This is a genomic window from Halosegnis sp. (genome assembly GCF_042216475.1).
Lineage (GTDB): Archaea > Halobacteriota > Halobacteria > Halobacteriales > Haloarculaceae > Halosegnis.
Map to the genome: position 1 here is coordinate 15,867 of NZ_JBDGTV010000007.1, position 24,931 is coordinate 40,797.

Sequence of the window (24,931 nt, forward strand, 5' to 3'; positions counted from 1 at the left end):
TCAGTCGTCGCCACGGGGATCGACGACAACTACCTCACCATCGACCACGTCAACGTTAATGAGCGTCTTTGCGCTGTAGGCCGAATCGTTCAGCGCGTTCTCGCCTCCCACCTTCTTGATGACCGCAACGATATCGCGTACTTCGGCACCGATGTCGTCGAGCGCGCCGCACACCGCCGCGAGCGTGCCGCCAGTCGAGAGCACGTCGTCAAGCACGAGCACCCGATCGCCCGCCTCCACGTCGTTGATGTACATCTGCGACTCCGAATAGCCCGTCTGCTGGAACAGCGGGGTTTCTCCTTCGAGCCCGTACTCTCGCTTGCGGATGACGACTAACGGGATGTCAGTCATCAGCGAGACGGCCGTCGAGATGTGTATGCCCATCGCCGCTGGCGTCACTATCTTGTCGACATCCTCGAGTTCTGCCTTTCGGATAATTTTGATAACAATCTCGCGCAGCAGCGACGGCTCCAGCATCGGCACGCCGTCGGAGATGGGGTGGACGAAGTAGTGGTAATCGTCCTTTTTAATAATGGGTGCGTCCCGCAGCGACTGCGCCAACTGGTCCATGTCGCCGTTGCGGCGACTGGGGAATAAAACCTGACGACTCCCCCGTTTGAGAACGATTAAACCCTCGCGGCCACGCGAGTCGAACGTGCAACCGAGCCCTGTCGCCCTGCTGGCCGCGCTCGCGCTCCCGTTCGTGGGTGCGGCGGTAGCGCCGCTGGTCTACCGGGTTGTCGGCGAGCGGACCGCGTACTTTGCGGCCGGCGTCGCAGCAGTCACGTTCTTGTTGTTAGCCGGGGAATACGGTGCTGCGGTCGCCGCCGATCCCGCGGTCTCCGGGCTCACTTACCAGTGGGTGCCGACACTCGGCATCTCGTTCACACTCTACTTGGACGGGTTGGCGCTGCTGGTTGGCTTCCTCGCTTCCGGTGTTGGCGTCCTTGTGTTCACTTACTCTGGCGGCTACATGCACGGTGAACCAGGTCAGGCGAAGTACTATGCTACCCTGCTCGCGTTCATGGGGTCAATGGTCGGCGTCGCACTCGCGGCCGACCTCGTCGCATTATTCGTCTTTTGGGAACTCACCTCCGTCACTTCGTTCATCCTTATCGGCCACTATCAGCGGACGGAGGCCAGCGGCTACGGTGCCCGCAAGTCGATGCTTATCACCGTCTCTGGCGGGTTGTTCATGCTTGTCGGCTTTCTCGTGCTCGCGTTTGTCTCTGGCCAGTCGCCTGAACTCGCCCGCACGTTCGTCTTAGTTGGAACATCCGATTCGCTGATTGCCAACGCTGAGACGGTCCAGACTGTGCTGGCCGAGCGTGGGCTGCTCGTTCCCGTCATCGCCCTCGTGGCTATCGGCGCGATGGCCAAGTCCGCGCAGGTACCGCTCCACATCTGGCTTCCCAATGCGATGGAGGCGCCGACCCCCGTCTCGGCGTTTCTCCACAGCGCAACGATGGTGAAGGCCGGCGTCTACCTGGTTGGCCGGACTCGCCCGCTCTTGCTGCCTGAGACGGCCGTCCCCGCGTGGACACTCGTGCTCGCGACGATCGGACTCATCTCGATGAGTATCACTGCGATGCTCGCCGTCGGCGCAACCGATATCAAGGAATTGCTCGCGTATTCGACGGCCTCCCATCTCGGGCTCATCATCGCCGGCTACGGACTGGCCAACGAGTTTGGTGCCGAGACGGGTGCCTTCCACATCCTCAACCACGCCGTCTTCAAGGCGGCACTATTCATGGTCGCAGGCATTATCGCGCACGAGGCCGGTACTCGCTATATCCCCGACATCGGCGGATTACGCCGCGATTTGCCGGTGACTGCTGGCATCACCGCAGTAGCTGCCCTCGGAATGGCCGGTGTCCCGCCGTTCAATGGCTTCTACTCGAAGGAACTACTGTTCGAGGCCACCTATGAAATCGCCCACGTCGAGGGTGGGCTGTTCTGGCTGTTCCCTGCTGTTGCCGTCTTTGGAAGCGTATTCACGTTCCTCTACTCAATTCGGTTCCTGATGTTGTTCTTCGGCGAGCGGCCGGAGGGACTCCATGCCCACCGACCGCCGCTGGCGATGCTTGTACCCCCGCTGACGCTCGCAGCCATCGCCGTCTACGTCGGCGTCGGCGGACTCACGGCGACGTTTGGCCTGAAACTGCCCATCGTCGGCGGCTTTCTCGCGGCCGTCGTCAACAGCAGCGGGCTCCATGCGCTTGAGGGGCCGTTCGTATACAAGATGCCGACATCGTTCCCGCCGTACTTCCTGATGAGCCTGCTCACCATCGGGCTCGGGACGATTGCATATCCCTTCTACGGCCAACTCCACCGCGGTATTCGACGCGCGCGGGCGGTGCCGCCGACCAGCCCCAACTGGTACTATGACGCAGGACTGTCGGCGGCAAACGGGCTCTCGACGGCAACCGACCGGCTCGTCCACAACGGCGTGTTCCGCCGGTACGCCTACACCGTGCTGGCGGGCGTCTGTGCGCTCGCGCTGGGCGGCTACGTTGCCGCGGCCGTCAGCCTCCCCGGGTTCGAGGGGTTCGCCGTCTCGGCGCCGCTTGCGGTCGTCCTCCTCACCGCGGTTCTCGGCGCCGTGGCAGTGCTGCGGGCCCCTTCCCACGTCGCCGGTGTCCTCACGCTGTCCATCCTCGGGTTCATGATGGCGCTGTTCTTCGTCCTCGGGGACGCGCCGGACCTCGCGCTTACCCAGCTTGTCATCGAGACGCTTGTGCTCGTCCTGTTCCTGCTTGTGCTCGACAAGCTCCCCTCGTGGTACGGTGACCTCGCGGAGCGACGGGCGGCCGCGGATGCCCTGCTCGCGGGGACCGTCGGCGTCACCGTCTTCGTGACGGTGTTAGTGACGACGGCGGCGACGCCGCCAGATCCCATCGCTGACTTCTTCGTCGAGCGCGCGCCCGTCCCCGCCGAACATGGGCTGTGGATACTTGACCACGGTGGGGGCAACAATATCGTCAACGTCATTCTCGTCGACTTTCGGGCGTTCGACACTCTCGGAGAGATAAGTGTCGTCGCGATGGCCGCCCTCTCCGTGCTGACGCTCGTCGGCCTCCGCGGGAGCGGCGAGGAGTCGGCCGCTGCCGCGGCGAGCGGCCAGGAACCGGAGACGGAGGCTGTCGCCGACGGCCCACAGGAGCCTGACTTCGACTCCGGATCCGGGACCGTGTCCGACGGAGGTGACCGGCCGTGACTGATCGCGAGACAACGGTCATTGCCCGCACCGTCACCCGAGTCGTTGTCCCGTTCATCCTGCTGACAGCGCTGGCGTTGCTCTTCCAAGGGCACAACCTCCCCGGCGGCGGCTTCATCGCTGGCGTGCTCACGTGTACCGCGTTCGCACTCGTCTACATCATCTACGGCCGCGAGTCGCTGCGGACGCTGGTCGGGGGCGCCGCCGAGGCCGACGGCGTCCTCGCGGGGCTCCCGGGGACGTACGCGCGGCTGTTCGCCGTCGGCCTCGGTGTCGCGCTCGGGGGTGGACTTGTCGCGATGGCGCTTGGCTACCCGTTCCTCACACAGGCCGTGCTGTACCTGAGTGACGTTCCCGCAGTCCATGCGGTGACAGAACTGCCTGGTATTGGCACGCTCGAACTGGCGAGCGCGTTCGTCTTCGACGTCGGTGTCTATCTCGTCGTCGTTGGGGGACTCCTCACGGTGGTTTCGGTGGTGGGTCGCGAATGACCGCCTCTTTCGTCATGGCCGCGGTGCTGGGCCTGCTGTTCGCGTTTGGCACGTTCCTCCTGCTGCGCCGAGACGTCGTGCGTGTCGTCTGGGGAATCACCATCATCTCGCAGGCGACGAACACCTACCTCGTCACGATGGGAGGCTTTGCGGGGAGCGTCCCCGTGCTCGCCGGCCACGGACACGGCGGCGAGGGCGCCGTGCAGGATCCGCTCGTGCAGGCGCTCGTGCTCACCGCCATCGTCATCGGCTTCGGGACAACGGCGTTCGCGCTCGTGTTGACCTACCGGGTGTACGAGGAACACGGTACCATCGACCTCGCGGCGCTGGGCCACGAGGAGCCCGACGCCGATGTCGATGTCGAGGGAGGTGAGACGCAGTGACGCCCCCGCACGTTATTGTCGCGCCGCTGCTGGTCGCACTCGTCACCGCCGTCGTCACACTCGTCGCGCGGCCCTACCCCCGTATGGTGCGGGCGGTGAGCGGTTTGGGAGGCGTCGGCTACGCCGTCGCAGTCGGGGGGCTGGTGGCCGCGCTCTCGGCGGACGCCGACGGCTACCTCGTCTACGCGCTGGCGGCGTGGGACGCGCCGTTCGGTATCGTACTCGTCGCCGACGCGCTCTCGGCGTTCTTCCTCGTGCTCGCGGCCATCGTCGGACTCGCTGCGGTAGTCTTCTCGACTGGATATCTCGATGCCGAGACGGCGAGTCTCTCGTACCACTCGCTGTTTCACTTCATGCTCGTCGGCATCACCGGCGCCTTCCTCACTGGTGATCTGTTCAACCTCTTCGTCTGGTTCGAGGTGATGCTGATGGCAAGTTACGTGCTCGTCGTCTACTACTCCGGACCCGAACACACCCGCGCGGCGCTCCACTATACTGTGTTGAACCTGCTGGGGAGCGCCGTGATGCTGCTTGCCGTCGGCGGCCTGTACGCCGTTACTGGCACACTCAACATGGCAGACATGGCCGCGCGGCTGGCAGCCGGGAGCGTCGACCCTGCACCGGTCGTGGGGCTGTCGGCGCTACTGTTCGCTGTCTTCGCGCTGAAGGCCGGCATCGTCCCGTTCCAGTTCTGGGTGCCCGGCGCCTACCGGGCCGCGCCTGCTCCTGTCACCGCCGTGCTCGCGGGCGTCGTCAAGAAGGTGGGCATCTACGCCATCGTTCGCGTCTACTTCACCATCCTCTCGGGGGCGACCGTCGGCGTCGACCTCCCACTCGTCGCCGGCGACTCCGTACTGGGGTTCTTTGGCCCCGTTATGTTCGTGATGGCTGTCGGGAGCATCCTACTGGGCGGCGTCGGCGCCGTCAACCAGCCAGACATGGACGGCCTGCTCGCGTACTCTTCTATCGGACAGGTTGGGTTCATCGTCTTGCCGCTAGCCGTCGCCGCGGCCGCGCCCTTCGGGAGCCCGCTGATGCGACTAGGGCTGGTCGCCGCGCTGGTGTACTCGCTCAACCACGGCCTCGCAAAGGGGGTGCTGTTCCTGTCGGTGGGGGTGCTTCGGCGTGGCGTCGGCTCCGACGACTTCGCCGACCTCGGTGGCCTCTCCGAGCGGGACCCCGCCTTCGCTGGCGCCTTCTTTCTCGGCGCGCTCGCGCTCGTCGGTATCCCGCCACTGTCTGGCTTCTTCGGCAAGTTCCTCGTCCTCGATGCCGGCGTTCGCGCCGGCTCGACGCCTGTGCTCACCGTCGCGCTTGTCGGCGCCGTCTTCACCATCGCCTACTTCTCGCGGGCGTGGAACCGCACCTTCTGGGGCGAGCCCGTCGAGTACGACCCGCAGCCACGCCTCGTCACGGTCGTGGCCATCCTCGCAGTCGGGCTGGTGGTTGTCGGCATCGGCTTCGAGCCAGTGGCGGCCGCGGCGGAGGCGGCTGCGCGGGCAGCCGTCGACCGAAGTGGCTACATCGACGCAGTGCTGGGGGTGGAAGCGTGAGCCGCAAGTGGCCGGTCATCGGTGTCGGGCTGGCGGCGCTGTGGCTGTTCGTCCGCGGCGTCACGACGGCCGACGTACTCGGCGAGGCGGTTATCGGGCTGGCGGTCGGGCTCCCGCTGGCGTACAGGCTGCGGCGCTTCTACGCCGACGAGCTCGCCGTTGCCGCGCGACTGAGGACAGTCCCGTACGCTGCCAGCTACGTCGCTGTCTTCCTGTGGGAGCTGGTGACTGCGAACGTCGACGTCGCATACCGTGTGCTCGCGCCGTCGTTGCCTATCGAGCCGAGTGTCGTCGCCATCCCGCTGCGCGTTGAGTCGGACGCCGCCGTCACCACCATTGCCAACTCTATCACGCTCACGCCTGGCACGCTCACGATGGATCACGATGAGGCGACCAACACGCTGTATGTCCATGCGGTCGCCGGCGACACTGAAGAGATTGTTGAGCCTATTCGCCGGTGGGAAGACTACGCCATCCGGGTGTTCGAGGAGGACGCGGCGCCGTCGGACCCAGCGCCACCGGCCCGCGCCGCTCGCCGTGGAGGTGAGGGTGGTGAGTAGTCCACTCGTGGATGCGGCCGTCACGGGCGGCCTGCTTGTGGCCGTCGGCGTCACGCTGCTCGCGGGCTACCGGGTCGTCGCGGGCCCAACAACGCCGGACCGGGTAGTTGGACTCGACACCATCGCCACGAACGTCGTCGCCGTCGCCGTCCTGTATGCAATTGGGCAGGACCGGGGACTGTTCGTCGACGTGGCACTCGTGCTCGCTATTATCGGCTTTATTAGTACCATTGCTGTCGCACGCTACGTGACAGAGGGTGATATCATCGAATGACCGACCTTCGTGCGCTGCTCACGGTCGCGTTCATCGCCGTCGGGGCCTTCTTCCTTCTCGTAGGGACGGTCGGCCTGCTCCGCTTGCCCGACGTATACAACCGCATGCACGCCACCTCAAAGGCAACGACACTCGGCGCCGCGAGCATCCTGCTCGGAGGGTTCGTCCACTTCGGTCCGCAGGGGGCTGGGCTGGTGTCGCTCGTCGCCGTCGTTTTCCTATTCGTCACGGCGCCGACTGGCTCGCATATGATAAGCCGGAGCGCCCAGCGAATGGGCGTCGACTTCGCGGCTGGCGCTCGGTGGCCCGGCGGTGACAGCGAGGATGTCGACGACCCAACGGAACGCTAAACGCGCCGGAGCCGGACAGTAAACGCCGTCCCGTCGTCTCCGTCGGCGGTCACCTCACCGCCAGCTGCGGTCACCAGCGTGTTCACAAGGTAGAGCCCGAAACCGCAGTCGTCTCCCCCCGACGGCTCGAATGGCGTGTCCGTCTCCAGCCCGGGGCCGTTATCACGGACGACTACCTCTGTCTCGTCGCCCTGCTCGCGGACCGACACCCATACTCGTGGCTCGTCGGTGTCGTTGTGGACAACGGCGTTCGTCAGCAAATGCTCGAACGCGACGGCGAGGAACTCCCCGCCGTAGACGGTCGCCGTCTCGGGCGTCTCGACGCGTACCCGCGCGGCTGGGTACGCTTCCCGCAACGACGCCACCTCGCGGTTGAGCAGCGCCACTACGTCGACAGGCGTGGGTGCTCGCTCGTCGGCGAGGGTTTCGCCGACTCGGCGCGTCTCATCGACCAGCCGACCGATGCTCTCGCCGCGCTGTCTGATGAGCTCTGCCCGGTCACACCCCACCTCGGCGTCGAGTTCCTCGGCCAGCAGCTCCGCGTGGCCGCTGATGACATTCGCGCCGTTGAGCACGTGGTGCCGCAACATCCGGTTGAGAAAGACGAACGCATCACGCTGGGCCGCTAGCCCCGCCGTCGCCGCGGCTGTCTGCCCGCGGAAGCGCCCGACGAACAGCCCTGCAACGCCGCCGACGCCCGTCGCCACGAGCACATTGTGGACCGCATCGAGCACGGTGTCGATGCCGTCGCCGACAACGAGTACAACACCGATGAGCGCGACCAGCGCCGCGCCGACAAGCGCGCCGACGCCGGCCTCGCGGGCCGCCCGCGGCGCCGTGTCCGAGCGGACGAGCAGCCCGCCAGCGGTCAACACGACTGCGACACCGACCAGAATCAAGATTTCGATGAACACGACCGGCGCCGCGCCCATGAGCGGCCCGCGGGCTATCGATGCCGCCGCCAGGTAGGTACCCACCAGCCAGACGCCGAGCGCCGGCCCGATGAGCCACCAGCCGACGGCCGGCCGCCGGTCGTCCATACCTCCGATGCCGGACGGAGGTAATTAGGTCTTGCCGCCGAGTTCTGCCGCCAGCTCGGCTGCCACGCGCTCGCCTAACCCCGCTTTCGACCCGGCGTACTCCGCGACTGACTCTGGCCGGACGACTAACGCCCGCGTCTCTGCGCCACCGAGCGCCTCGGATCGGTTAGCAACAACAAACGCTAATCCGGCCCGCTCCAGCCGATCGCGTGCCTTCGCCACCAGCGCGTCGTCGTCGCCCTCCGTCTCCAATTTAAACCCGACAAGCGTCACATCCGGGTGCGCGCCGCGAACGCTGTCAAGCAGCTTTGGTGTCGGCTCCAGTTCCAGTGTGAGCGATCCACCCGAGCGTATCTTTTCGTCTGCCGGGTCAACAGTGTAGTCGCCAATGGCTGCGGCCGACACCAATGCGTCCGCGTCGGCGGCCGCGTCGACAGCCGCTGCCGTCATCTCGGCGGCTGATTCTACCTGCTCGACGCTCGCGTATGGGACCGTAGGGCCGTCGTGGAGCAGCCGCACGTCGGCACCGTCTGCGTAACAGGCCCGTGCCACCGCCCGCCCGGTTCGCCCCGACGAGCGGTTCGTTAGCACCCGCACGGGGTCGATGCGTTCGCTGGTCGCGCCGCTCGTCACCACTACCGTCAGGTCGGCGAGTGGCGACGGCGTCGCCGCCCTGGCTGTCTTGGTTACGATGGCCTCCTCCGTAGCTATCTTCGCCTTTCCCTCTTCAACGCGCGGGTCAACGAACTCGACGCCCCACGACTCCAGCCGATTGATAGCGTCGAGCACGCCTGGGTGGTCGTACATCGGCTCGTGCATCGCTGGTGCAACGACCACCGGTACCCCCTGGCCGAGCGCCACCGTCGCGCACGTCGTCACCGGGGTGTCGTCGACGGCGGCGGCGACCTTGCCGACGGTGTTGGCCGTCGCTGGCGCAACGAGGAGCACGTCCGCCCAGCCATCCTCGCCGAACAGCTCGACGTGCTCGACGGCGCCGGTGATCTCCGTCACGACGTCGTTACCGGTGGCGAACTCCAGCGCCCATGGGTGGACGATACCCCGGGCGCTATCAGTGATGACTGCCCGAACTGCCGCACCCTCGCGTCTGAGCTCGTGGGCCAACTCGACCGTTTTTACCGCCGCGATGGAGCCGGCAACCCCGAGGACGACGTTCGTGTCCGCGAGCAGGCTCATACGGACGGTGGGGACGCGGCGGGTAATGAGCCTTCGGCGTCGGCGCGGGCTGAACGAACGATTCAGGCTCGCCGGCGCGCACTCAACGATATGGACGCCGAGGTCACAGTCGGCGGCGGCGGCCCCGCGGGGCTGACCGCCGCGACGTTCACCGCCCCCGCTGGCCTCAAGACAGCTGTTGTGAGCGACGGCGAATCGATACTCGCGCGCAACGCCCATCTCGAGAATATGCCAGCCTTCCCGCTTGGTGTCAACGCCCCCACCTTCCTTGAGTTGTGCCGGGAGGGGGCCACCGAGGCCGGCGCGCGCCTACGAGATGCCCCCGTCACGGACACCGCCGCGACCGATGGTGGCTTCCGAATCGTGACGGCCGACGGTGATGCCTGGATGACCCGCCGGCTCGTGGCCGCCTCTTGGATTGATGTCTCGTATCTGACCGATGTCGACGGCCTCGGACTGACGGCCCGCGGCTCGAAGACGTACGTCGACGTTGACGAGTATGGCCGGACGGGCGTCGACGGGCTGTACGCGGCCGGGCGAATCGCGGAGAAGCCACATCAGCCAGTCGTCTGTGCCGGCCACGGCGCCGAGGTCAGCCTCGCGGTTATCACGGACAGTGATCGCCCCCACTACCACGACTGGGTCGCGCCCGAGGGCTACTTCACGGGCCGTGGGCGCGAGGTGCTGCCCGGCTGCGAGGAGATAGCTGAACCAGAGCGTCGCGAACGCGAGCGTGCCGCGGCCGAGCGGATGCGCGCGGCCTTCGCCGACCCGGCTGCGGCGCCACCAACGATGCACCCCTCCGTCGAGGCGACGCAGGACGAGGAGGCGTCCGACCCGATACCGGACGATGACCCAGACGCCCGGAACGCTTAGGACGCGGTCCCCCGAGATACCTCCGTGGACGCAGTCGAGGTCACCACCATTGTCTATGTTTCTCCCGAGGAGGCCTTTGAGTTCCTATTAGACTTCCCGGGGTATGCCCGCTACTCGGAACATCTTGAGTCCGTCGAGGGGTTCGGCGACGGCGGCGAGGGAACCGAGTACGAACTCACGTTCGCGTGGTGGAAGCTTTCGTACACCGCCCGTTCGCGAGTAACCGATGTCGACCGACCCGAGCGCATCGACTGGCGACTGACGAAGGACCTTGATGCCGGTGGCTACTGGGCCGTCGAACCGGTCGACCCACCTGCGGACGAGTCGGTCGCCACGCGGATTCGCTTCCGCGCGGAGTTCCGCCCGGAGTCGGCGAACTCGGGTGCTATCTCACTGCCGCGGCTGGTTTCGTGGGACTGGGTCATCGACAAGGTGAAACCGAAAATACAGTCGGAAGCGGAACGAGTCGTCCGGCGTGCGGTGCGTGATCTTGAGGGTCGCGACCGGATGGTCGACCTTGAGATAACTGCTCGGCCTGACTCCGTCTAAGCTATCCCTGCTCGTAGTCGCCGCCGAACCGAAGCAGGAAATACGCCAGTCCCAGCGTCGACCCCATCCCAATAATGCCGGCGATGCCGAGTGTCTTTGCAGAGTCCGGAATCTCTGGCGGACCCGAAGCCGGTGCGGGCGTACTAATCTCCTCGACCACTTCGATGGTGCCGACCATCCCTGCCGAGGCGTGGGGCGCACACACGTACTCGTACGTACCCAGCGTTGTGAATGTATGACTGTACTTGTGCCCGGTGTCGTAGAGAGCGCTCGAGCCGCCCTTGGTCCCCTCCCAGTTGGCCCCATCCGGCTGAGATTCGACGACAATATTGTGACCGTCCGACTCCCAGACGAAGTTCACCGTTGTCCCCTGGAGAATCTGCAGTTCCGCCGGCTCGAAGACGAGACTGCCGCCCGGTCCGACAACGACCTCTTCGGTCTGCCCAGAGCCGGGATAGTCGCCGCTCGACTCCCCGTCCTCCTGAGCCGTGGCTGTCCCAACGGCGCCGGTCGCGGCTGCCGACCCCGCCGCCGTGCGGAGGAAGCCACGCCGGCTCACCGTGTGCTCGTCGCTGCTCATAGAGTGCAATTGGAAGTAGCCCCCCCTGAAGGTTCCGCTTCCAACTTACAGCGCGTAGTCAGCGTCTCCTCCTTCCGTCTCGAGGACAGCCACCAGCAGGTCGATTCCCGCTGCGATATCCTCGACGTGGACGCTCTCTGTGACGGTGTGGAGATACCGTGTCGGGAACGAGATTGCACCGGCTGGCGTCGCACCGCCGGCGAACTGGAGTCCAGCCGTGTCTGTGCCGCCGGCCGGCAGCACCTCTGTCTGGTGTGGAATCGACCGCTCTTCGGCGAGTGAACGAATCCGTCGGTGGACCTTTGGGTTCGCGATGGCTGAGGAGTCTTTCAGCTTGATTCCGGCACCGCCGCCGAGTTCGGTCACGTGTTCGCCTGCCTCGAAGCCGGGCACATCGTTGGCGACGGTGGTATCCAGCCCGAGCGCGAGGTCTGCGTCAATATCGACTCCGAGCGCTTTCGCCCCGCGCAGGCCTACCTCCTCTTGCACTGTCGCGGCCAAATGGACCGTCGCAGTCGGCGCCTTGAGCCGTCGAGCTGCCTCTATGAGCGCGAACACCGAGACTCGGTTGTCGAGGGCCTTCCCAGTGAGGTGGTCGCCGACCCACTCCAGCGACTGACGGGTTGTCACTAAATCGCCGACTGACACCTGCTCCGCGACCGTGTCGGCATCTAGCCCGAGGTCGACCCGTACGTCAGCAACCTCATCGCGCCCTTCGAGTTCCTCCTCGTCCATCGTGTGCGGCGGTGGACTCCCGATGAGGCCCGGCAGGTCGCCCTCCTCAGTGTGGACGGTCACTCGCTGAGCCTTCAGCACGCGGGCATCCCAGCCGCCAAGCGGGTCTAACTGGAGAAAGCCGTCGTCAGTAACGTGTTTCACTATAAACCCGATTTCGTCCATGTGCCCTGCGACAACCACCGATGCGTCGCTGGTCCCCTCAATGGTTCCGACGACGTTGCCCATCCCGTCCGTGCGCAGGCGGTCGACCTCTGGCTCGAGTTCGCGGCGCACCACCTCGCGGACGCGGTCCTCGTAGCCGGGTACGCCCCCGATTTCGGTCAACTCTGCGAGCAGGTCTATGTCGAACGACGGGTCGGTCCCGTTCATACTACTACTGGGGCGACCAGGCGTTAAGCCGTGGCGGTCGCCGCCGAGGGAAACGGCTTTGGGCGGACCGGACTCACGGCGAGTATGTCCAACTGGATAGGCGATACCTTCGTATCGGAGGCTGGCTGGAGCCATCTTGAGCGGCTGGTCGAGATCGGTGACCGGATGGCCGCCACCGACGGAGAACTCGCCGGAGCCCGCGCGACACGCGACGCGCTCGCCAAGTATGCTCATGACGCTCGTCTAGAGGAATTCACTGTCCAGGGGTGGGAGCGGGGAGAGGCCGACTTGCGCGCCGCCGACGCCGCTTTCGAGTGTCTTGCCTTACCACGCTCGCCCGGTGAGACGGCCACTGGCGAGCTTGTTGACCTTGGTCACGGGCTCCCCGAGGCGTTCGAGGAGACTGATATCGAGGGGAAGATCGTTGTCTGTGACACCAATGTCCCCTCCTGGTACGACCGGTTTATTCATCGCCGTGAAAAATACTATTATGCCGTCGAGGAGGGCGCTGCGGCCTTTGTCTTCCGAAACCACATCGAGGGGTGTCTCGCGCCGACCGGGAGCGTCGGCACGGAGGACCGGCCAATCGGCGACATCCCTGCTGTGGGAATTTCCAAGGAGGCCGGCGCTCGGCTCGCCCGCGCACACGAGGGCGAGCAGGTGACTGTCGACGTCGAACTGGCGGCTGCCCCTCCAGATGCGACCAGCCGGAACGTCCACGCGGAACTCGGTCCTGAAACGGACGAGCGGGTACTCGTCACCAGCCACGTTGATGCCCACGACATCGCGGAGGGGGCGATGGACAACGGTGCCGGTACCGCGATGGTAATCGAGGTGGCCCGGGCGCTGGCTGCCCGCGAAGACGACCTCGAGACGCGCGTTGAGTTCGTCGCTTTCGGCAGCGAGGAGGTCGGACTTGTCGGCTCGAGCCACCTCGCCGCCGAGCGCGATCCCGACTCCGTCCGGGCTGTCGTCAATTTCGACGGTGTTGTCCGCGGGCGCGACCTTGCGGCGTACACCCACGGCTTTGATGCACTTGACGACGCCCTCGAGGCGGTATCTGACCGCCTCAAGCACTCCTTCACTGCTAACCCTCATCACGGTCCCCACAGCGACCACTGGCCGTTTGTCGAGCACGGAATCCCCGGCTACCACGTCTACTCGGAGACGGACGACGAGGGTCGCGGCTGGGGACACACCCGCGCGGACACGCTTGACAAACTCGACATCCGCGACCTTCGCGAGCAGGCAGTTGTCCTTACGGAACTCGTCGTTGAGATAGCAGACGAGACGACGACAATACCCCATCGCGACCCACAAGCAATCGCGGCGGAACTTGAGGAGCAGGATCTCGCCGAGGGCATGAAAGTAACCGGTGACTGGCCATTCAACGGCTAACTCGCGGGAAATCGTTTTGCCGGCGGCTCCCATCCTCTCGCCAATGAGCGATACAGAGTACCCCCTCCCAGACGACTTGCCCGAACCGGAGGATGACGGCGCTGCTGACCACCTGCTTGGGATGGCCCTCCCCTCGGTCCGCCTGCCGGCGACGGATGGATCGACGGTCGACCTAGCGGCCCGTTCTGGCCGGTCCGTGGTCTATTGTTATCCTATGACCGGCCGCCCGGACCAAAACGTGGTGCCCGATGGATGGGACGAGATTCCGGGTGCTCGCGGCTGCACCCCCGAGTCGTGTGGTTTCCGCGACCACCACGACGAACTCCAGTCGGTCGGCGCCAACGCCGTCTTTGGACTCTCGGTCCAGGTAAGTGACTACCAGCGGGAGGCACGCGACCGGCTCGAACTTCCCTTCGAGCTACTCAGCGACGCCGAGTTTGCCTTCGCCGAGGCGCTGGAGCTTCCCACCTTCACCGTTGACGGCAACCGCTATCTCCAGCGGCTCACGCTTGTGGTTAAAAATGGAACCGTCGAGCACGCTTTTTACCCCGTCTTCCCGCCAGACCAACACGCCGGTGAGGTAGCCGATTGGCTGGCCAAGAACGTCGACTGATTATACGACAGCGTTCCAGGCCGGCGCGATGACGAAAAATAGCGTCTGGTAGAGGATGTAGAGGAGCGCGACGAATGAGGCGACGATGGCGCCCTTCGGCTTATCTATCTCGCGGTCGTTACGGGCCTCGACCTGCCGGGATTCAAACTCGAAGAGATCAGTGATGAACATCCCGAGTACGAGCGTCGAGAACACTAATCCTCCGTGGTGGTGAACCGTCATATAGTAGAAGGAGCCGACGACGAGCAGGAATCCAGTTGCAACCCGCAGCGAGTGGCGCTGCATCGCCTCCCATCCTTCCTCAGCCTGCGCCTCAAGTTGCTTGTACTCTGCGATGCGGCCAACCATGTTGGCGACCAGCAGCCCCAAAAGCAGGTAGGCGATGACCGGTGCGGCGAGCACCTCGCGGGCGAGGATCGCGTCCACCGGTCCGAAGAGGGACACGAAATTCTCCATGCGCGAATGTCGGAACTGCCGGTGTTAATAGCTTTCCAATCGCATCCCGGCCTACCCGAACCGGCCTGTGCTCCCGTCGACGAGCGCGATCGATAGCGTGCCGTCGCGATCGACCTGGACAGACTCGCCTAGACCCACTGTGCCGGCTGTCCGGTCGTCGGCTAATAGTTCGACCGGCGTCTCATCGCGTTCGACGCGCAGTTCCAGCCCCGTCGGCGGGACTACCCAAGCGTCTTCACTCGTCGAGAATGGGGCAACAGGGACGACCGCGAGCGCGTCAACCTCCGGAGCGACCAGCGGTCCATCGGCCCGCCGCGCATAACCGCGCGACCCGGCCGGCGTCGCCACCACGACGCCGTCGGCCCGGAACGTTGCCACTCGGTCGCCATCGCTGGTCACTGTGTACTCGGAGATGCGGGCTGGTTCGGCCGCAACGAGCATCACTTCAGCCAGCGCGCGCGCCTCGCCCACCGGTGATTGTGCGGCGATGACAGGTAACGCCACTGTGTCGTGAGCTCCCTTGATGAGCGACTCAACGGCGGTCACGAGCGATTCACACGACACAGACCGAACGCCAACGCCCGCCTCAACGGGGAGAACAGGCACCTCACCGACCGTCTCGATGGCTGCCAGCAGCGCTGACTCGCCGATGGCCACCACGTACGTTGGGTCGGCCGCGGCGACGGCCGTCCGCCCGACGACCGGTTGCCCGCCGGCCGCCCGCACCGCGGCCTCGGCAGTCTCGTCGCCGAGGATGCCGACCGTCGGGCTGTTCATGCCTGGTCGTTGCCCGCCGGGAGAAAAAGGCGTGGGATTTCGGCTACTCGGGTACCTCGGGCGTCCCCTCGTAGGCTTCGCGGAGCTTCCGGATCATAGGGATGATGACAACAAAGGTGACGAACCCGAGTACCGCGAACCAGAACAGCGCGTCCTTCAGGACGATGGCCACCTGGTCGTATACCGTTAGTCCGGAGGTCGGGTCTGGGGCGGTAAGCTGGGCTCCCTCAAATGACGGTGTGTTGTACCAGCCGGCGAGGGTGAGCCACGCAAGCCCGGCGGTAACGAGGACAGTGAACCCTTTTGCGAATTCGTCGGCCATAATGAGTCTTAGTCAGCGTCGTCTTTAGGGTTTCCCATTCCCTGAGCGCGAAACCGTGTCGAGAACGCGTAGGTGGCTGCGCCGGCAGCGATAGCGCCCAACCCGGCTGCAGCTAACAAAATGTTCACCTCATCCGGCGCGGCCGTCGCACGCTGGGTCGCCTCATCGAGCAAGACGAATCCGACGACGACTGCGACGACCGCAAACAACGTCGAGAACACCGTCACAGCCTTGTACACCTCCATCGGTACCTCCACGTCGCGGCGGCCGTTGTTCGCCGACTCGGGCGTCTTTGCGGAACTCGCGTCGGAGGCATCGTCCATGGAGGGAAAAAGAGAGGAGTTGCGAGTCTATTTTGGCGGGCGCAGCCGGTAGTACCGCCGATTCAGCTCGAACATATACCCCTCACGCATCGATTTGAAGACCGCGTAGCTGATACAAGCTGCCACGATGGGGAGCAGGAACGTCAGGTCGAACAGCAGATGCGAGTCCATCGGAATGAGGTTCTTCACCGACAGCGCGGAGATGGTCGCGGCGTAGACGACGCCGCTGACGCCGACTGCGGCCCAGAACGGCTGCTCGACGGGCCGGCGGGCGGCTCCCTTGTTGAGGAAGGGAACGATGGCGATGAAGCCAACGACGACCAGGTTCGCCAGCACGCCGTACGTCCGGTCGGCCATCAGCTTCTTGCCGCCCAGCAGTGCGAGATCTGGGTTGAGGGGTCCCAGCTTCAGTAGCCCGAACGACCAGTAGAGATACCAGTCAGGCAGGATGACTGCCGGCGTGCTCGAGGGATTTGCCGGCGGGCCGATATGGGGCGGCATCGCCGCCGCCAGGAACACGGTCATCCCGACGAAAAAGCTGGTCAACGCAAGGTTGCGCACCATCTCGTGTGGCCAAGCGGGGAACGCCAGCACGTCACGCTCTACATAGTCAGACTCTACGCGGAGGTCTTGGTCCTCGCGGCGCGCCCGCTCGAAATACTCATACGTCAGCCGGGCGAGTCCCTCGGTGCGCTGCTTGCGCTCGCTCCACGTCGGAGTCTCGTCGTCCGGCGCGACGATGCCGCTGCCGTCGGCGGTAGGGCCCTCCCCCTCGTCGACGCCCGCGTCAGTGTCTGTGGTGTTGCTCATGTTAGTGTGGCTCTGCAATGCCCTGCATCCACACGATGCCGATGTGGATGGCGATGATGGTCGTTGCGATGAACGGCAGGAAGAACACGTGCAGGATGTACATTCGCTGCAGCGTGGCCTGACTCAGTGTGAACCCGCCGAACAGAAGCTGTGCGACCCACTCACCGGCGATTGGAATCGAGAGGCTCATCTCGACACCGATTTGGCCGGCCCAGAACGCGAGCTGGTCCCACGGCAGCAGATAGCCCGTGTAGCCAAACACCATCGTCAGCGAAATGAGCACGATGCCGATGATCCAGTTCAGCTCGCGTGGTTCCTTGTACGCGCCCGTGAAGTAGACCCGCAGCATGTGGAGGAAGACGGCGGCAACCATCACCTGCGCGGACCATCGGTGGAGGCTTCTGAGGAAGAACCCGAACCGAAGGTCGGTCATGATGAACGTGATGGAGTTGTAGGCGGTGCTCGGATCACCCGTGGTTGCAGGGCTGTAATAAAAGCCGAGCAACGCCCCGGAGATAGCCGCCACGATGTACGCAATGGTCGAGAACGAGCCAAGCGCGTACAGCGGATACCAGTACCAGAACTTGTTGTCGAGGTTGTACTGTTCAGTGTGGCTCTTCGGCATCTGCATGTTGACCTTGTAATAGAGGTCCTCGAGAATCTCGAGGTAGTCAACAATGCGTAGCCGCTTGTCTAGCCACATCAGGACCGTTAGATAGGTGGTCTCGATGGGCGTGAGGTCACGCTCCTTCATCCACCCTTTATGATCGTGGTCGTCCTTGCGTTCGAGGCTCATGTGCTGGCGTCCCTCTTGCTTGTTGTGTGGGCTTCCATCCTCTTATTCCTCCGGTCGCGGCAGGGCGACGTACGACACCTGTTTCGGGCTGAATGGGTTGTATACCGACTGATGACATTGGCAGTAGACGCGGTCTTCAGCGCCGAATTTCGCCGATCCCTCGTATGCCTTGAATCCGGGGACACAGCAGAAGTGGGTGCACTTGTCAAGCCATGCCACGAAGCCGTCCTGTGTGGCCGCCGCGTAGAACTCGTTTTCTTTGGCCAGCTCCTCAATGCGAGGTGACCGGAGCACTTGGACCGGCATCGTCGACTGAGGCTCGACATCCTGTGAGCGCCACGTCGCCATCGCGGGCTTGCCCAACCCGCTCTTGCCGATGCCATTGCCCCAGGTCTCGTAGTCGTCGAACATGTCGACGGTGAGCTTCTCGCCGGTCTCGATATCGGACATCCACTCGTAGGTGTCCCCCGAGGAAGCCCGGAAGAAGTTGTCTTGGTCCTCGCCAGGGCGGACGCCTGGATACGTCTGGACGCCGCAGTACTGGAACCACTCGGAAGAGTAGGTGATGCCGCCCAACTCTGTCTCGGCGACCTTGACGGTTCGACCGCCCTCAGTCACCTCTTTCACCTCCGGCCAGACACCCTTCAGCTCGTTGCCGTTCTCGATGGTCAGCGGGATAATAGGCATCCCGCGGGGGGCGGGGCCGTCGGTATTCTTAATAGCCATGTACTGAGTGATGCCGCCGCCTGCACCGCTCGACGAGGTTGCGGTACCGAGCGCGGCCGCGGCACCGGTCCCGACGCTCGCGAGCGTCGCGGAGCCGACAACGCCCTTCACGAAGCGACGCCGTCCAGATTCGGTCGGATACTTGTCTTCGTCTGCTGGCATTATTTTTTGTAGTAGGGGTAAATCGCTCGTTTCACCGTCTCCCATGCGTCGCCGCCGAGTTCCGTCCCATCCATGTCCTCCTCGCGGACGTAGAGATCCTCCCACTTCCGCCGACGCTTTTTGACGATCATCACGTCCGGGAGGAACTCCTTGCGGTAGAGCAGCATAATAAACGCGAGGTCGATGAGGATGGCTGCGAGCAAGCCGCCGAGAAACATATTCCCGAATTCCGAGAAGCCCCAGCCGGCGACCAGCCCGTATGTGAACAGGCCGATGAAGATGACCTCAAGCACTGTCAGTAGGACAATGCCGATAGCCGCGGCCGTCGACTCGCGGGCCGGTTCGTACCGGTGAATATCGCCGTAGGTATTGTTGCCTGAAGACATATTATCCGTTCCCTCCGCTAGCGTGTGGCGACTCGCCGTACTTTAGCATGAAGAACGTGAACATCAGTGACACGAGAATGGCGAGGATTGTGGCAATACCGACGAAGTGTGCTTGAATTGGGACGCCCATGTGCTCGGGGTTGACTTCGCCGCCGCCACCCGAGGACGGGGCGGTCCCGCTCTCGTTTACCACGACCGTACCAACCATCCCTGCCGTCTTGTGAGGGGCACAGAAGTACTGATACTTGCCCTTTGTCTCGAAAGTGTGGGTGTACTCGTAGCCGGTATCGTACAGCTTCGAGGCACCGCCCTTGGTCCCCTTCCAGTTGGCGCCGTCGGGCTGGGACTCGACGACAATATTGTGACCGTCGGACTCCCAGACGAATTTCACGGTGTCGCCGGGCTTGACATACACCGTCTCAGGGTCGAAGACCAGACTGCCACCAGGACCGACGACAACCTCCTTTGTCTGCTGGGCTGCTGCGGACCCAGAGGCGCTCACGGCGCCGGCGACGGCCGTGGCCCCACCTGCAGTACGCAGGAATTCCCGTCTATTCATGAACGTCCGATGGTCGGAGCTGTCTGCGTATAAATTCTCCGAAGGTCGTGCAAAGCGGTGGTACTGGCGGCAGAACTGCCCGGCTCACGCGCCCTGCTCGGCGGTCTCTTCGTCGCCGCGCTCGCCCTCGAGCTTGGGCTCTCCGCGCGCGCTCTCAGGCAGGAAGTCAGGCCGCTCACCGTCCGCCGGTCCGACCGCGCGGAGCCGGTTGCGGTACTCCTCCGCGCGGAACCGGTCGGACAGTCGGGCGTTCGCCACTGTAAAAAAGAGCAGCCCACCCGCCACCAAGAACAGCAGGCCGACGGTCCCCGCAATAACGCCGATATCGCCAGTGACGAGTGCTGCGCCACCGAGAACCACCCCTGACAGGACGAGCGCGCCAGCGATGACTTGCACCATCAGGTTGCCAAATTCTCCGGATCCCTCCGGCACCTCCATCGGTTGGGGCAGAAGGTCGCCGTCTGGTGCCTCGGGGACATCGTACTCCTCCATCGAGCAGAGCGCCACTGACGGTTTTACGTCGCGCAGCACGGTTCCCATCCCCTCGACGGTTCCGTCGCCGTAGACGAGTGCGTATCCCTCGTCGGAGTAGGCGACGACCCGGTCCGGTCGAGCCAACCGTTCTACACGGGCGAACACGTCACGGCGGAGCACGCGGGCTTTTACATCCGCCTCGATACGATCGAGCAGTTCCTCGCCGGTTATCCACGTCTCTGGGTCGAACGCCGCCTCCCACTCCTCGGCAGACATCGACGCCATCTCCGAGGGGCCGAAGCTATCGAAATCGTACTCCTCCTCAACCTGTCGGCGCAGCTCCTCGGTCGAGAGCGATTCTGCGTCCGGCTCGGGGTCTCCGTCGGATCTCGACTCCACGTCCGATTCAGGCGCCGTCTCAGCCCCTCCTGTGTCGGTCGTCGCGTCGCCAGACGCCGCGTCCTCCGGCTCCGAGCGGGCGTCTCCCATCGGAAGTCGGTTTGACCGCGCCCGGTAAACAGTTGTCGGGGTGGGACCCGCGAACGGCACCCCTAAACGACACGCCTGCCTACCAGGGAGCGATGGTCGCCGATGGGGTCGTCGCCGGAGTTGTCGCCGCTGGTGTCTCCGTGAGCCTTCCCTGTTTCCTCTACGGTGCGTGGATTATGATTGATAACGACCCAGTCACCTGGGGCGTATTGACGTGGCACCTGAAATACATTCTCGCCGGGTTGACGCTGACGACAGTGCCGCTGGTCGGGTGGATGGTGCCGCGGCTATTCGGGCTCGGCAGTTACTCGGCCCAGTTCGGCGGCTACGCCGTCATCCACGCATTCGCTGGGCTGACTGCCTATGCGTTCCTTGCATTCGGCTTCACCGGCATTGTCCGTATCTTCCGCGCGAAGTACGAGCACGACCTCTACCACGAGTACGATGAGGATGTACTATTAGACGAGATCGGCGGCGACAGGATGGACCACTGGCGCTCGCGACTTCGCGTCGGCGTCTTCGGCTACACGTTCTTTTGGATACTCGCGTGGCTCACTGGCCTCACGCGGTACGTGGTTAGGTACCTATGACCAGTCTTCTCCGGATGCGAGGTCGACAGCTGACTCGCCCCGCTCGGAGGGGCAGATGTCGGCCAGTCGGCATTCCTCGCAGTCGGGATTCCGAGCCGTGCAGATGTCCCGGCCATGTTCGATGAGAAGATGCGTGAATTCCTTCCACTCTGCTTCAGGGATAACCCCCATCAGGTCCTGCTCGATAGCGTCCGGTGACTCTGCCTCGGTGAGCCCGAGCCGCCGCGAAATGCGCTGGACGTGCGTGTCGACGACGATACCTTCCGTCAGGTCATGGCCGTGCTGGAGGACCACGTTTGCTGTCTTCCGGCCGACACCTGGCAGGGCCGTCAGCGCCGACATCGTGTCCGGCACCTCGCCGTCGTGCTCGTCGACCAGCTGCTCGCCGATCCCCTTCAGGTAGCCCGCCTTGCTGTTGTGGAAGGTGACACCGTAGATTGCCTCTGCGAGTTCCTCCTCGCTCGCAGCCGCGTAATCGGCGGCCGATTCGTACTCTGCGAATAGGTCTTCGGTGACGCCATTTACCCGCTCATCAGTGCACTGGGCCGACAATACCACGGCCATTAGCAGCTCAAGTCGCGTTGAAAAATCCAGCGAGATGGTCGGGTCTGGATACACCTCATAGAGCCGGTCGATCACCTCGACCGCCTGCGCCTCCCGCGTGTCCAGCGGCGTGCCCATACTATTTACCGGGGAGCGTGTCGTTTAGTTCCCTGCGGTTTTGCTTGGCCGCAAGGTTCACGATAGCCCGGAGTTGACCGGTGATATGGCTCGCCGTCACGCCGCGTGGACGCCACGGTTCGGGACCGTCCGGGCGATCGTCCTCTACGGGCTGCTCGCGCTCGTGGTGCGACGCGGCAACGCCGCCTTCCGAGAGACACTGACAACTGTCGTCGGCGTCGACGCTGCGATGGCTGGTGGCATCCTATTCTGGACGCTCGTCGCCGTCGGTCTCGCTGTCCTGACCGTCGAGACATACCGCCAGACGCGGACGCGACAGGCGTTCACGCTGAAGGCCGCGCGACAGAAGTACCTCGAGTCGTTTGTACCCGCCCGCGTGCGGTTCGGCGTCTACCTGCTTCTACTTGCCGCCGGCGGCTACGTTGCGCTGTTCGCCCGGTCGGTGTTCTTCGAACGGCTCGACAACGCGCTGCTCGTGGTGCGGCGAGTAGCGAGGTCCGGCGACCCGGGCGCGTTTTCGGTGGAGGCGCTCGCGTTCGGTGCCGCGTTCGTCCTCGGCAGCCTCGCAGTGGCCCACGCTGCAGACCGAGTCCTCGTCGCCGGGATTCGGAAGTTGCTAGCAAGCAGGAAGTGAGCTGCGCCGCTTGATGTTACAGTAGCTTGCGGCGAAACTTCTCGGTCTCAGCCGTGGGAGGAAGTCAAAGCCCGAGTTCCCGTCCGAGCACGAGATGCTGAATTTCGCTCGTCCCCTCGCCAATCTCCATCAGCTTGGCGTCGCGGTAAAACCGCTGTGGGGCGAAGTCGGTCGTGTAGCCGTAGCCGCCGTGGACCTGTACGGCATCCTCGGCCACTTCGCGGGCCGCCTCGGAGGCGTCCAGCTTCGCCAGCGACGACAATCGGGTGACGTCCGCCCCTTCATCGTACCGACAGGCGGCCTTGTGCGTGAGCAGCCGCGCTCGCTCTATCTTGCGATTCATCGCGACGACCATATCGCGAACGGCGTCGAACTTACTGATGGGCTTGCCGAACTGCTCGCGCTCCGTCGCGTACTCACGGGCTGCCTCGAAGGCACCCTGCGCAAGTCCCGTCGACAGTGCTGCGATTGAGATGCGGCCGCCATCGAGCGTCTTTTTGGTCTGTGTCCAGCCGTCGCCTTCTTCACCGAGAAGCCGCTCCTCCGGAACACGCACGTTCTCGAGCCGAAGTTCGCACGTGGGGGAGGCGTTCAGTCCCATCTTGTCCCACACTTCTGTCACCTCGAAGCCATCGTCCTCGGGGTCGAGAATAAACGTCGAGATGCCATCGTAGCCGGCTCCCGGCTCCGTGACTGCTTTCACGAGCACGGAGCCGGCGATGTTGGCGTTCGTAATGAATTGCTTCGTCCCCGAGATGACGTACTCGTCGCCCTCCTTGCGGGCAGTGGTGTCCATGTCGCTGGCGTCCGACCCCGAGGACGGCTCTGTGAGCGCCCACGCGCCGACGGCCTCGCCGCGGGCCAGCGGCGCCGCCCACCTCCGCTTCTGCTCGTCGGTTCCGAATGCCACAATTGGCATCAACCCCAGCGACGTGTGGGCGACGTACGACAGTCCAACAGCCCCAGAGACCCGACCGAGTTCCTCGGCGACAAGCGCATACATCAGGTAGTCGCCACCGGCACCGCCGTACTCCTCGGGGGCGGGTACCCCCATCAAGTCGAGTTCGCCCAGCTGGTCGAACACCTCTCGCGGGAAGCGGTGCTCGTCTTCGATCTCTTGAGCGATGGGGGCCACTTCTGTCTCGCAGAACTCCCGTACCGTGTCGCGCACCATCCGGTGCTCGCTCGGGAGGTCGAACTCCATACTTCGGGATTCGCCTACGCGGGCATAACGGTTCGGGAGCGGGCTGTCAGTAGGCGCCTCCCTCGGTTGGCGTCGAACCGCCGGCCGCGCCCGATGATTCCCCGACGTTGAGTGTCCCGACCATGCCCGAGCCGCGGTGTGGCTGACAGTAATAGTCGTACGTCCCCACCGTCTCGAAGGTGTGTTCTATCGTGTGCCCCTCTTCGTGGGTCGTCGTCCCGGTCGCCTGCCAGCTCGCACCGTCCGGCTGCGAGTCAACGGTGACCGTATGGCCGCTAGACTGCCACACCCAGCGGACTGTTGCACCGACCGCGATGGTCGTCTCTGCGGGCGCGAACCGACGTTCATCGGCGGGCCCTACCTCGACCACGAGAGCTGGATTGTCGCCACCCGACCCAGAACAGCCGGCGAGCGCGGCCGTGCCGGCCGTCCCGAGTATGCCCAGTGTCTGCCGCCGTGTTGTCTGTAGCATACGCTATTTTGTCGGAGGATCATCAAAAACCTGTGTACGACTCCGAACCGGTTAAGAGAGCAGCGGTCGCAGACGGGGGTATGTTGGTTCCGCTGCAGGAAGGCGTGAACGCGGCCGCAATCGACGCGGCCGGCTGGTTGGTCGCGCTCGCGAGTGTGGCGCTCGTCGTCGGCTGGTACTACCGTCTTATGAACTGACGGTCGTCTCGGCGTGCTCGCGAAGCCACGAGGCGGCGGCCGCGACCGCGTCGGGATCCTCACTCTCCAGCTTCACGCTGACGACCTCGCCCGGGTACGACCCAACCTTCACGCCGAACCGCTCGCGCAGTTCATCGAACCGCTCAATGAGCGCACTCTCCGGCTCGTCGACAGCGACTCGCTCGACGTGCCTGACCGTCCCAGTGAAGCGGGCAGCCACCGACTCGAACATCGCCTTCATCTCCGCGGGTACCCCCGGTAGGACGTAGACGTTGCCAAGCACACAGCCAGGGGCGACACCGACCTCGTTGTGGAGTGGCTCGCTCCCGGCCGGCAGGTCGGCCGTGCCGGTGACGAGATCGTCGCGGCTGTAGTCTCCCTCGTCAGTAAGCCATGCCAGCGCCTGCTCGTCGGTCCGAAGCTCGCGGTCGAATGCCGCCGCAACCCCCGCCATCGTCACGTCGTCGTGGGTCGGCCCGAGCCCGCCCGTGACAACCAGCGCATCGTAGCGATCCGCGTACGCGTCGACGACCTCGGCGATGTCATCCACGCGGTCGGGGACTGTCGTGGCCCGCTCAACATCGGCGCCGCGCGCGGTGAGCCGCTCGCCGAGCCACGCAGCGTTGGTGTTCACCGTGTCGCCGACGAGAAGTTCGTCGCCGACGGTGAGTATCGCGACGCGCATGCC

General features: G+C 64.6%; 32 protein-coding genes. 13 read left to right on the top strand and 19 right to left on the bottom strand.

Annotated elements, in window-relative coordinates:
- Complete coding sequence (gene hpt, locus ABEJ63_RS03385) at nucleotides 1–570, bottom strand: hypoxanthine/guanine phosphoribosyltransferase (RefSeq protein WP_375794942.1); 570 nt, start codon at nucleotides 568–570, stop codon at nucleotides 1–3.
- An 85-nt stretch (nucleotides 571–655) separates the two neighbouring features.
- Here hpt and mbhE point away from each other — a divergent pair, with 85 nt between their 5' ends.
- Genes mbhE through mnhG form a run of 7 tightly spaced genes read left to right on the top strand, consistent with a single transcriptional unit; the run spans nucleotide 656 to nucleotide 6,828 of the window.
- Nucleotides 656–3,217, top strand: a complete 2,562-nt coding sequence (gene mbhE / locus ABEJ63_RS03390) for a hydrogen gas-evolving membrane-bound hydrogenase subunit E (RefSeq protein WP_375794943.1) — start codon at nucleotides 656–658, stop codon at nucleotides 3,215–3,217.
- The gene (locus ABEJ63_RS03395; protein ID WP_375794944.1) at nucleotides 3,214–3,708 is read left to right on the top strand and encodes an MnhB domain-containing protein; all 495 of its coding nucleotides are present in this window, start codon (nucleotides 3,214–3,216) and stop codon (nucleotides 3,706–3,708) included. Before mbhE ends, ABEJ63_RS03395 begins: the two co-directional genes overlap by 4 nt.
- Complete coding sequence (locus ABEJ63_RS03400; protein WP_375794945.1) at nucleotides 3,705–4,091, top strand: sodium:proton antiporter; 387 nt, start codon at nucleotides 3,705–3,707, stop codon at nucleotides 4,089–4,091. The genes ABEJ63_RS03395 and ABEJ63_RS03400 overlap by 4 nt, the downstream gene beginning before the upstream one ends.
- Nucleotides 4,088–5,644, top strand: a complete 1,557-nt coding sequence (locus ABEJ63_RS03405) for a complex I subunit 5 family protein (RefSeq protein WP_375794946.1) — start codon at nucleotides 4,088–4,090, stop codon at nucleotides 5,642–5,644. Before ABEJ63_RS03400 ends, ABEJ63_RS03405 begins: the two co-directional genes overlap by 4 nt.
- Nucleotides 5,641–6,204: a Na+/H+ antiporter subunit E gene (locus tag ABEJ63_RS03410; RefSeq protein WP_375794947.1), complete on the top strand. Its 564-nt coding sequence runs from the start codon at nucleotides 5,641–5,643 to the stop codon at nucleotides 6,202–6,204. Before ABEJ63_RS03405 ends, ABEJ63_RS03410 begins: the two co-directional genes overlap by 4 nt.
- Entirely contained in the window at nucleotides 6,197–6,478 is a 282-nt protein-coding gene (locus ABEJ63_RS03415; protein WP_375794948.1) for a monovalent cation/H+ antiporter complex subunit F, read from the top strand. The genes ABEJ63_RS03410 and ABEJ63_RS03415 overlap by 8 nt, the downstream gene beginning before the upstream one ends.
- Entirely contained in the window at nucleotides 6,475–6,828 is a 354-nt protein-coding gene (mnhG, locus tag ABEJ63_RS03420; RefSeq protein ID WP_375794949.1) for a monovalent cation/H(+) antiporter subunit G, read from the top strand. The genes ABEJ63_RS03415 and mnhG overlap by 4 nt, the downstream gene beginning before the upstream one ends.
- On the opposite strand, the gene ABEJ63_RS03425 is transcribed toward mnhG, so the two are convergent.
- Together ABEJ63_RS03425 and coaBC are read right to left on the bottom strand one after the other, a co-directional pair.
- Nucleotides 6,825–7,868 carry a sensor histidine kinase gene (locus ABEJ63_RS03425; RefSeq protein ID WP_375794950.1) on the bottom strand — a complete coding sequence of 348 codons (1,044 nt, stop codon included), beginning with the start codon at nucleotides 7,866–7,868 and terminating at the stop codon, nucleotides 6,825–6,827. The two genes, mnhG and ABEJ63_RS03425, sit on opposite strands and share 4 nt — an antisense overlap.
- Before the next feature lie 24 nt (nucleotides 7,869–7,892).
- Nucleotides 7,893–9,056: a bifunctional phosphopantothenoylcysteine decarboxylase/phosphopantothenate--cysteine ligase CoaBC gene (gene coaBC, locus ABEJ63_RS03430; RefSeq protein ID WP_375795087.1), complete on the bottom strand. Its 1,164-nt coding sequence runs from the start codon at nucleotides 9,054–9,056 to the stop codon at nucleotides 7,893–7,895.
- Between the two features lie 96 nt (nucleotides 9,057–9,152).
- Between coaBC and ABEJ63_RS03435 the strand changes: the two genes are divergently transcribed.
- Together ABEJ63_RS03435 and ABEJ63_RS03440 are read left to right on the top strand one after the other, a co-directional pair.
- Complete coding sequence (locus ABEJ63_RS03435; RefSeq protein WP_375794951.1) at nucleotides 9,153–9,938, top strand: thioredoxin reductase; 786 nt, start codon at nucleotides 9,153–9,155, stop codon at nucleotides 9,936–9,938.
- Between the two features lie 24 nt (nucleotides 9,939–9,962).
- Nucleotides 9,963–10,487, top strand: coding sequence for an SRPBCC family protein (locus ABEJ63_RS03440; protein ID WP_375794952.1), 525 nt, complete (start codon nucleotides 9,963–9,965; stop codon nucleotides 10,485–10,487).
- Nucleotide 10,488: 1 nt separating this feature from the next.
- Here ABEJ63_RS03440 and ABEJ63_RS03445 read toward each other — a convergent pair whose 3' ends face one another.
- Together ABEJ63_RS03445 and ABEJ63_RS03450 are read right to left on the bottom strand one after the other, a co-directional pair.
- On the bottom strand, nucleotides 10,489–11,067 hold the full coding sequence (locus ABEJ63_RS03445) for a plastocyanin/azurin family copper-binding protein (protein ID WP_375794953.1): 579 nt from the start codon (nucleotides 11,065–11,067) through the stop codon (nucleotides 10,489–10,491).
- A gap of 45 nt (nucleotides 11,068–11,112) precedes the next feature.
- Entirely contained in the window at nucleotides 11,113–12,174 is a 1,062-nt protein-coding gene (locus tag ABEJ63_RS03450; RefSeq protein WP_375794954.1) for a M42 family metallopeptidase, read from the bottom strand.
- An 84-nt stretch (nucleotides 12,175–12,258) separates the two neighbouring features.
- On the opposite strand from ABEJ63_RS03450, the gene ABEJ63_RS03455 reads away from it, so the two are divergent.
- Both ABEJ63_RS03455 and ABEJ63_RS03460 read left to right on the top strand, forming a co-directional pair.
- A complete protein-coding gene (locus tag ABEJ63_RS03455) occupies nucleotides 12,259–13,572 on the top strand; it encodes a M28 family peptidase (RefSeq protein WP_375794955.1) in 1,314 nt (437 codons plus the stop codon).
- Nucleotides 13,573–13,615: 43 nt separating this feature from the next.
- Complete coding sequence (locus ABEJ63_RS03460) at nucleotides 13,616–14,185, top strand: peroxiredoxin (protein WP_375794956.1); 570 nt, start codon at nucleotides 13,616–13,618, stop codon at nucleotides 14,183–14,185.
- Here ABEJ63_RS03460 and ABEJ63_RS03465 read toward each other — a convergent pair whose 3' ends face one another.
- The 10 genes from ABEJ63_RS03465 to ABEJ63_RS03510 all read right to left on the bottom strand — a co-directional run bounded on the left by ABEJ63_RS03465 (nucleotide 14,186) and on the right by ABEJ63_RS03510 (nucleotide 20,465).
- Complete coding sequence (locus ABEJ63_RS03465; protein WP_375794957.1) at nucleotides 14,186–14,641, bottom strand: hypothetical protein; 456 nt, start codon at nucleotides 14,639–14,641, stop codon at nucleotides 14,186–14,188.
- A gap of 51 nt (nucleotides 14,642–14,692) precedes the next feature.
- Complete coding sequence (locus ABEJ63_RS03470) at nucleotides 14,693–15,418, bottom strand: ATP-NAD kinase (protein ID WP_375794958.1); 726 nt, start codon at nucleotides 15,416–15,418, stop codon at nucleotides 14,693–14,695.
- 43 nt (nucleotides 15,419–15,461) lie between these two features.
- Nucleotides 15,462–15,740 (bottom strand): hypothetical protein, encoded by a 279-nt coding sequence (locus ABEJ63_RS03475; RefSeq protein WP_375794959.1) that lies wholly within the window; start codon nucleotides 15,738–15,740, stop codon nucleotides 15,462–15,464.
- An 8-nt stretch (nucleotides 15,741–15,748) separates the two neighbouring features.
- Complete coding sequence (locus ABEJ63_RS03480) at nucleotides 15,749–16,063, bottom strand: hypothetical protein (RefSeq protein ID WP_375794960.1); 315 nt, start codon at nucleotides 16,061–16,063, stop codon at nucleotides 15,749–15,751.
- Nucleotides 16,064–16,090: 27 nt separating this feature from the next.
- The gene (locus ABEJ63_RS03485; protein WP_375794961.1) at nucleotides 16,091–16,873 is read right to left on the bottom strand and encodes a cytochrome bc complex cytochrome b subunit; all 783 of its coding nucleotides are present in this window, start codon (nucleotides 16,871–16,873) and stop codon (nucleotides 16,091–16,093) included.
- Between the two features lies 1 nt (nucleotide 16,874).
- Entirely contained in the window at nucleotides 16,875–17,669 is a 795-nt protein-coding gene (locus ABEJ63_RS03490) for a cytochrome bc complex cytochrome b subunit (RefSeq protein WP_375794962.1), read from the bottom strand.
- A 42-nt stretch (nucleotides 17,670–17,711) separates the two neighbouring features.
- Entirely contained in the window at nucleotides 17,712–18,557 is an 846-nt protein-coding gene (locus tag ABEJ63_RS03495) for a ubiquinol-cytochrome c reductase iron-sulfur subunit (RefSeq protein ID WP_375794963.1), read from the bottom strand.
- Nucleotides 18,557–18,943 carry a hypothetical protein gene (locus ABEJ63_RS03500; RefSeq protein WP_375794964.1) on the bottom strand — a complete coding sequence of 129 codons (387 nt, stop codon included), beginning with the start codon at nucleotides 18,941–18,943 and terminating at the stop codon, nucleotides 18,557–18,559. The genes ABEJ63_RS03495 and ABEJ63_RS03500 overlap by 1 nt, the downstream gene beginning before the upstream one ends.
- Nucleotide 18,944: 1 nt before the next feature.
- On the bottom strand, nucleotides 18,945–19,502 hold the full coding sequence (locus ABEJ63_RS03505; RefSeq protein ID WP_375794965.1) for a plastocyanin/azurin family copper-binding protein: 558 nt from the start codon (nucleotides 19,500–19,502) through the stop codon (nucleotides 18,945–18,947).
- A gap of 84 nt (nucleotides 19,503–19,586) precedes the next feature.
- Complete coding sequence (locus ABEJ63_RS03510; protein ID WP_375794966.1) at nucleotides 19,587–20,465, bottom strand: hypothetical protein; 879 nt, start codon at nucleotides 20,463–20,465, stop codon at nucleotides 19,587–19,589.
- A gap of 92 nt (nucleotides 20,466–20,557) precedes the next feature.
- Between ABEJ63_RS03510 and ABEJ63_RS03515 the strand changes: the two genes are divergently transcribed.
- Nucleotides 20,558–21,055, top strand: a complete 498-nt coding sequence (locus tag ABEJ63_RS03515) for a hypothetical protein (RefSeq protein ID WP_375794967.1) — start codon at nucleotides 20,558–20,560, stop codon at nucleotides 21,053–21,055.
- Here ABEJ63_RS03515 and nth read toward each other — a convergent pair.
- Entirely contained in the window at nucleotides 21,050–21,736 is a 687-nt protein-coding gene (nth, locus tag ABEJ63_RS03520; protein ID WP_375794968.1) for an endonuclease III, read from the bottom strand. The genes ABEJ63_RS03515 and nth overlap by 6 nt on opposite strands.
- Before the next feature lie 85 nt (nucleotides 21,737–21,821).
- Between nth and ABEJ63_RS03525 the strand changes: the two genes are divergently transcribed.
- Nucleotides 21,822–22,370 (top strand): hypothetical protein, encoded by a 549-nt coding sequence (locus ABEJ63_RS03525; protein WP_375794969.1) that lies wholly within the window; start codon nucleotides 21,822–21,824, stop codon nucleotides 22,368–22,370.
- Nucleotides 22,371–22,434: 64 nt separating this feature from the next.
- Here ABEJ63_RS03525 and ABEJ63_RS03530 read toward each other — a convergent pair whose 3' ends face one another.
- The 3 genes from ABEJ63_RS03530 to ABEJ63_RS03540 all read right to left on the bottom strand — a co-directional run bounded on the left by ABEJ63_RS03530 (nucleotide 22,435) and on the right by ABEJ63_RS03540 (nucleotide 24,928).
- Nucleotides 22,435–23,574 (bottom strand): acyl-CoA dehydrogenase family protein, encoded by a 1,140-nt coding sequence (locus tag ABEJ63_RS03530; RefSeq protein ID WP_375794970.1) that lies wholly within the window; start codon nucleotides 23,572–23,574, stop codon nucleotides 22,435–22,437.
- Nucleotides 23,575–23,620: 46 nt separating this feature from the next.
- A complete protein-coding gene (locus ABEJ63_RS03535; protein WP_375794971.1) occupies nucleotides 23,621–24,046 on the bottom strand; it encodes a plastocyanin/azurin family copper-binding protein in 426 nt (141 codons plus the stop codon).
- A 186-nt stretch (nucleotides 24,047–24,232) separates the two neighbouring features.
- Nucleotides 24,233–24,928, bottom strand: a complete 696-nt coding sequence (locus tag ABEJ63_RS03540; RefSeq protein ID WP_375794972.1) for a competence/damage-inducible protein A — start codon at nucleotides 24,926–24,928, stop codon at nucleotides 24,233–24,235.
- Between the last annotated feature and the right edge of the window lie 3 nt (nucleotides 24,929–24,931).

What these genes read in the sequence shown, in the direction of transcription:
- ABEJ63_RS03445 (WP_375794953.1), bottom strand. Translation starts at nt 11,067, where the DNA reads ATGAGCAGCGACGAGCACACGGTGAGCCGGCGTGGCTTCCTCCGCACG.
- ABEJ63_RS03530 (WP_375794970.1), bottom strand. Translation starts at nt 23,574, where the DNA reads ATGGAGTTCGACCTCCCGAGCGAGCACCGGATGGTGCGCGACACGGTA.
- ABEJ63_RS03455 (WP_375794955.1), top strand. Translation starts at nt 12,259, where the DNA reads ATGTCCAACTGGATAGGCGATACCTTCGTATCGGAGGCTGGCTGGAGC.
- ABEJ63_RS03425 (WP_375794950.1), bottom strand. Translation starts at nt 7,868, where the DNA reads ATGGACGACCGGCGGCCGGCCGTCGGCTGGTGGCTCATCGGGCCGGCG.
- ABEJ63_RS03540 (WP_375794972.1), bottom strand. Translation starts at nt 24,928, where the DNA reads ATGCGCGTCGCGATACTCACCGTCGGCGACGAACTTCTCGTCGGCGAC.
- ABEJ63_RS03500 (WP_375794964.1), bottom strand. Translation starts at nt 18,943, where the DNA reads ATGTCTTCAGGCAACAATACCTACGGCGATATTCACCGGTACGAACCG.
- mnhG (WP_375794949.1), top strand. Translation starts at nt 6,475, where the DNA reads ATGACCGACCTTCGTGCGCTGCTCACGGTCGCGTTCATCGCCGTCGGG.
- ABEJ63_RS03510 (WP_375794966.1), bottom strand. Translation starts at nt 20,465, where the DNA reads ATGGGAGACGCCCGCTCGGAGCCGGAGGACGCGGCGTCTGGCGACGCG.
- ABEJ63_RS03485 (WP_375794961.1), bottom strand. Translation starts at nt 16,873, where the DNA reads ATGAGCAACACCACAGACACTGACGCGGGCGTCGACGAGGGGGAGGGC.
- ABEJ63_RS03480 (WP_375794960.1), bottom strand. Translation starts at nt 16,063, where the DNA reads ATGGACGATGCCTCCGACGCGAGTTCCGCAAAGACGCCCGAGTCGGCG.
- ABEJ63_RS03525 (WP_375794969.1), top strand. Translation starts at nt 21,822, where the DNA reads ATGGCTCGCCGTCACGCCGCGTGGACGCCACGGTTCGGGACCGTCCGG.
- ABEJ63_RS03495 (WP_375794963.1), bottom strand. Translation starts at nt 18,557, where the DNA reads ATGCCAGCAGACGAAGACAAGTATCCGACCGAATCTGGACGGCGTCGC.
- ABEJ63_RS03505 (WP_375794965.1), bottom strand. Translation starts at nt 19,502, where the DNA reads ATGAATAGACGGGAATTCCTGCGTACTGCAGGTGGGGCCACGGCCGTC.
- ABEJ63_RS03470 (WP_375794958.1), bottom strand. Translation starts at nt 15,418, where the DNA reads ATGAACAGCCCGACGGTCGGCATCCTCGGCGACGAGACTGCCGAGGCC.
- ABEJ63_RS03490 (WP_375794962.1), bottom strand. Translation starts at nt 17,669, where the DNA reads ATGAGCCTCGAACGCAAGGACGACCACGATCATAAAGGGTGGATGAAG.
- ABEJ63_RS03460 (WP_375794956.1), top strand. Translation starts at nt 13,616, where the DNA reads ATGAGCGATACAGAGTACCCCCTCCCAGACGACTTGCCCGAACCGGAG.
- ABEJ63_RS03515 (WP_375794967.1), top strand. Translation starts at nt 20,558, where the DNA reads ATGGTCGCCGATGGGGTCGTCGCCGGAGTTGTCGCCGCTGGTGTCTCC.
- ABEJ63_RS03400 (WP_375794945.1), top strand. Translation starts at nt 3,705, where the DNA reads ATGACCGCCTCTTTCGTCATGGCCGCGGTGCTGGGCCTGCTGTTCGCG.
- ABEJ63_RS03535 (WP_375794971.1), bottom strand. Translation starts at nt 24,046, where the DNA reads ATGCTACAGACAACACGGCGGCAGACACTGGGCATACTCGGGACGGCC.
- hpt (WP_375794942.1), bottom strand. Translation starts at nt 570, where the DNA reads ATGGACCAGTTGGCGCAGTCGCTGCGGGACGCACCCATTATTAAAAAG.
- nth (WP_375794968.1), bottom strand. Translation starts at nt 21,736, where the DNA reads ATGGGCACGCCGCTGGACACGCGGGAGGCGCAGGCGGTCGAGGTGATC.
- ABEJ63_RS03435 (WP_375794951.1), top strand. Translation starts at nt 9,153, where the DNA reads ATGGACGCCGAGGTCACAGTCGGCGGCGGCGGCCCCGCGGGGCTGACC.
- ABEJ63_RS03450 (WP_375794954.1), bottom strand. Translation starts at nt 12,174, where the DNA reads ATGAACGGGACCGACCCGTCGTTCGACATAGACCTGCTCGCAGAGTTG.
- ABEJ63_RS03465 (WP_375794957.1), bottom strand. Translation starts at nt 14,641, where the DNA reads ATGGAGAATTTCGTGTCCCTCTTCGGACCGGTGGACGCGATCCTCGCC.
- ABEJ63_RS03475 (WP_375794959.1), bottom strand. Translation starts at nt 15,740, where the DNA reads ATGGCCGACGAATTCGCAAAAGGGTTCACTGTCCTCGTTACCGCCGGG.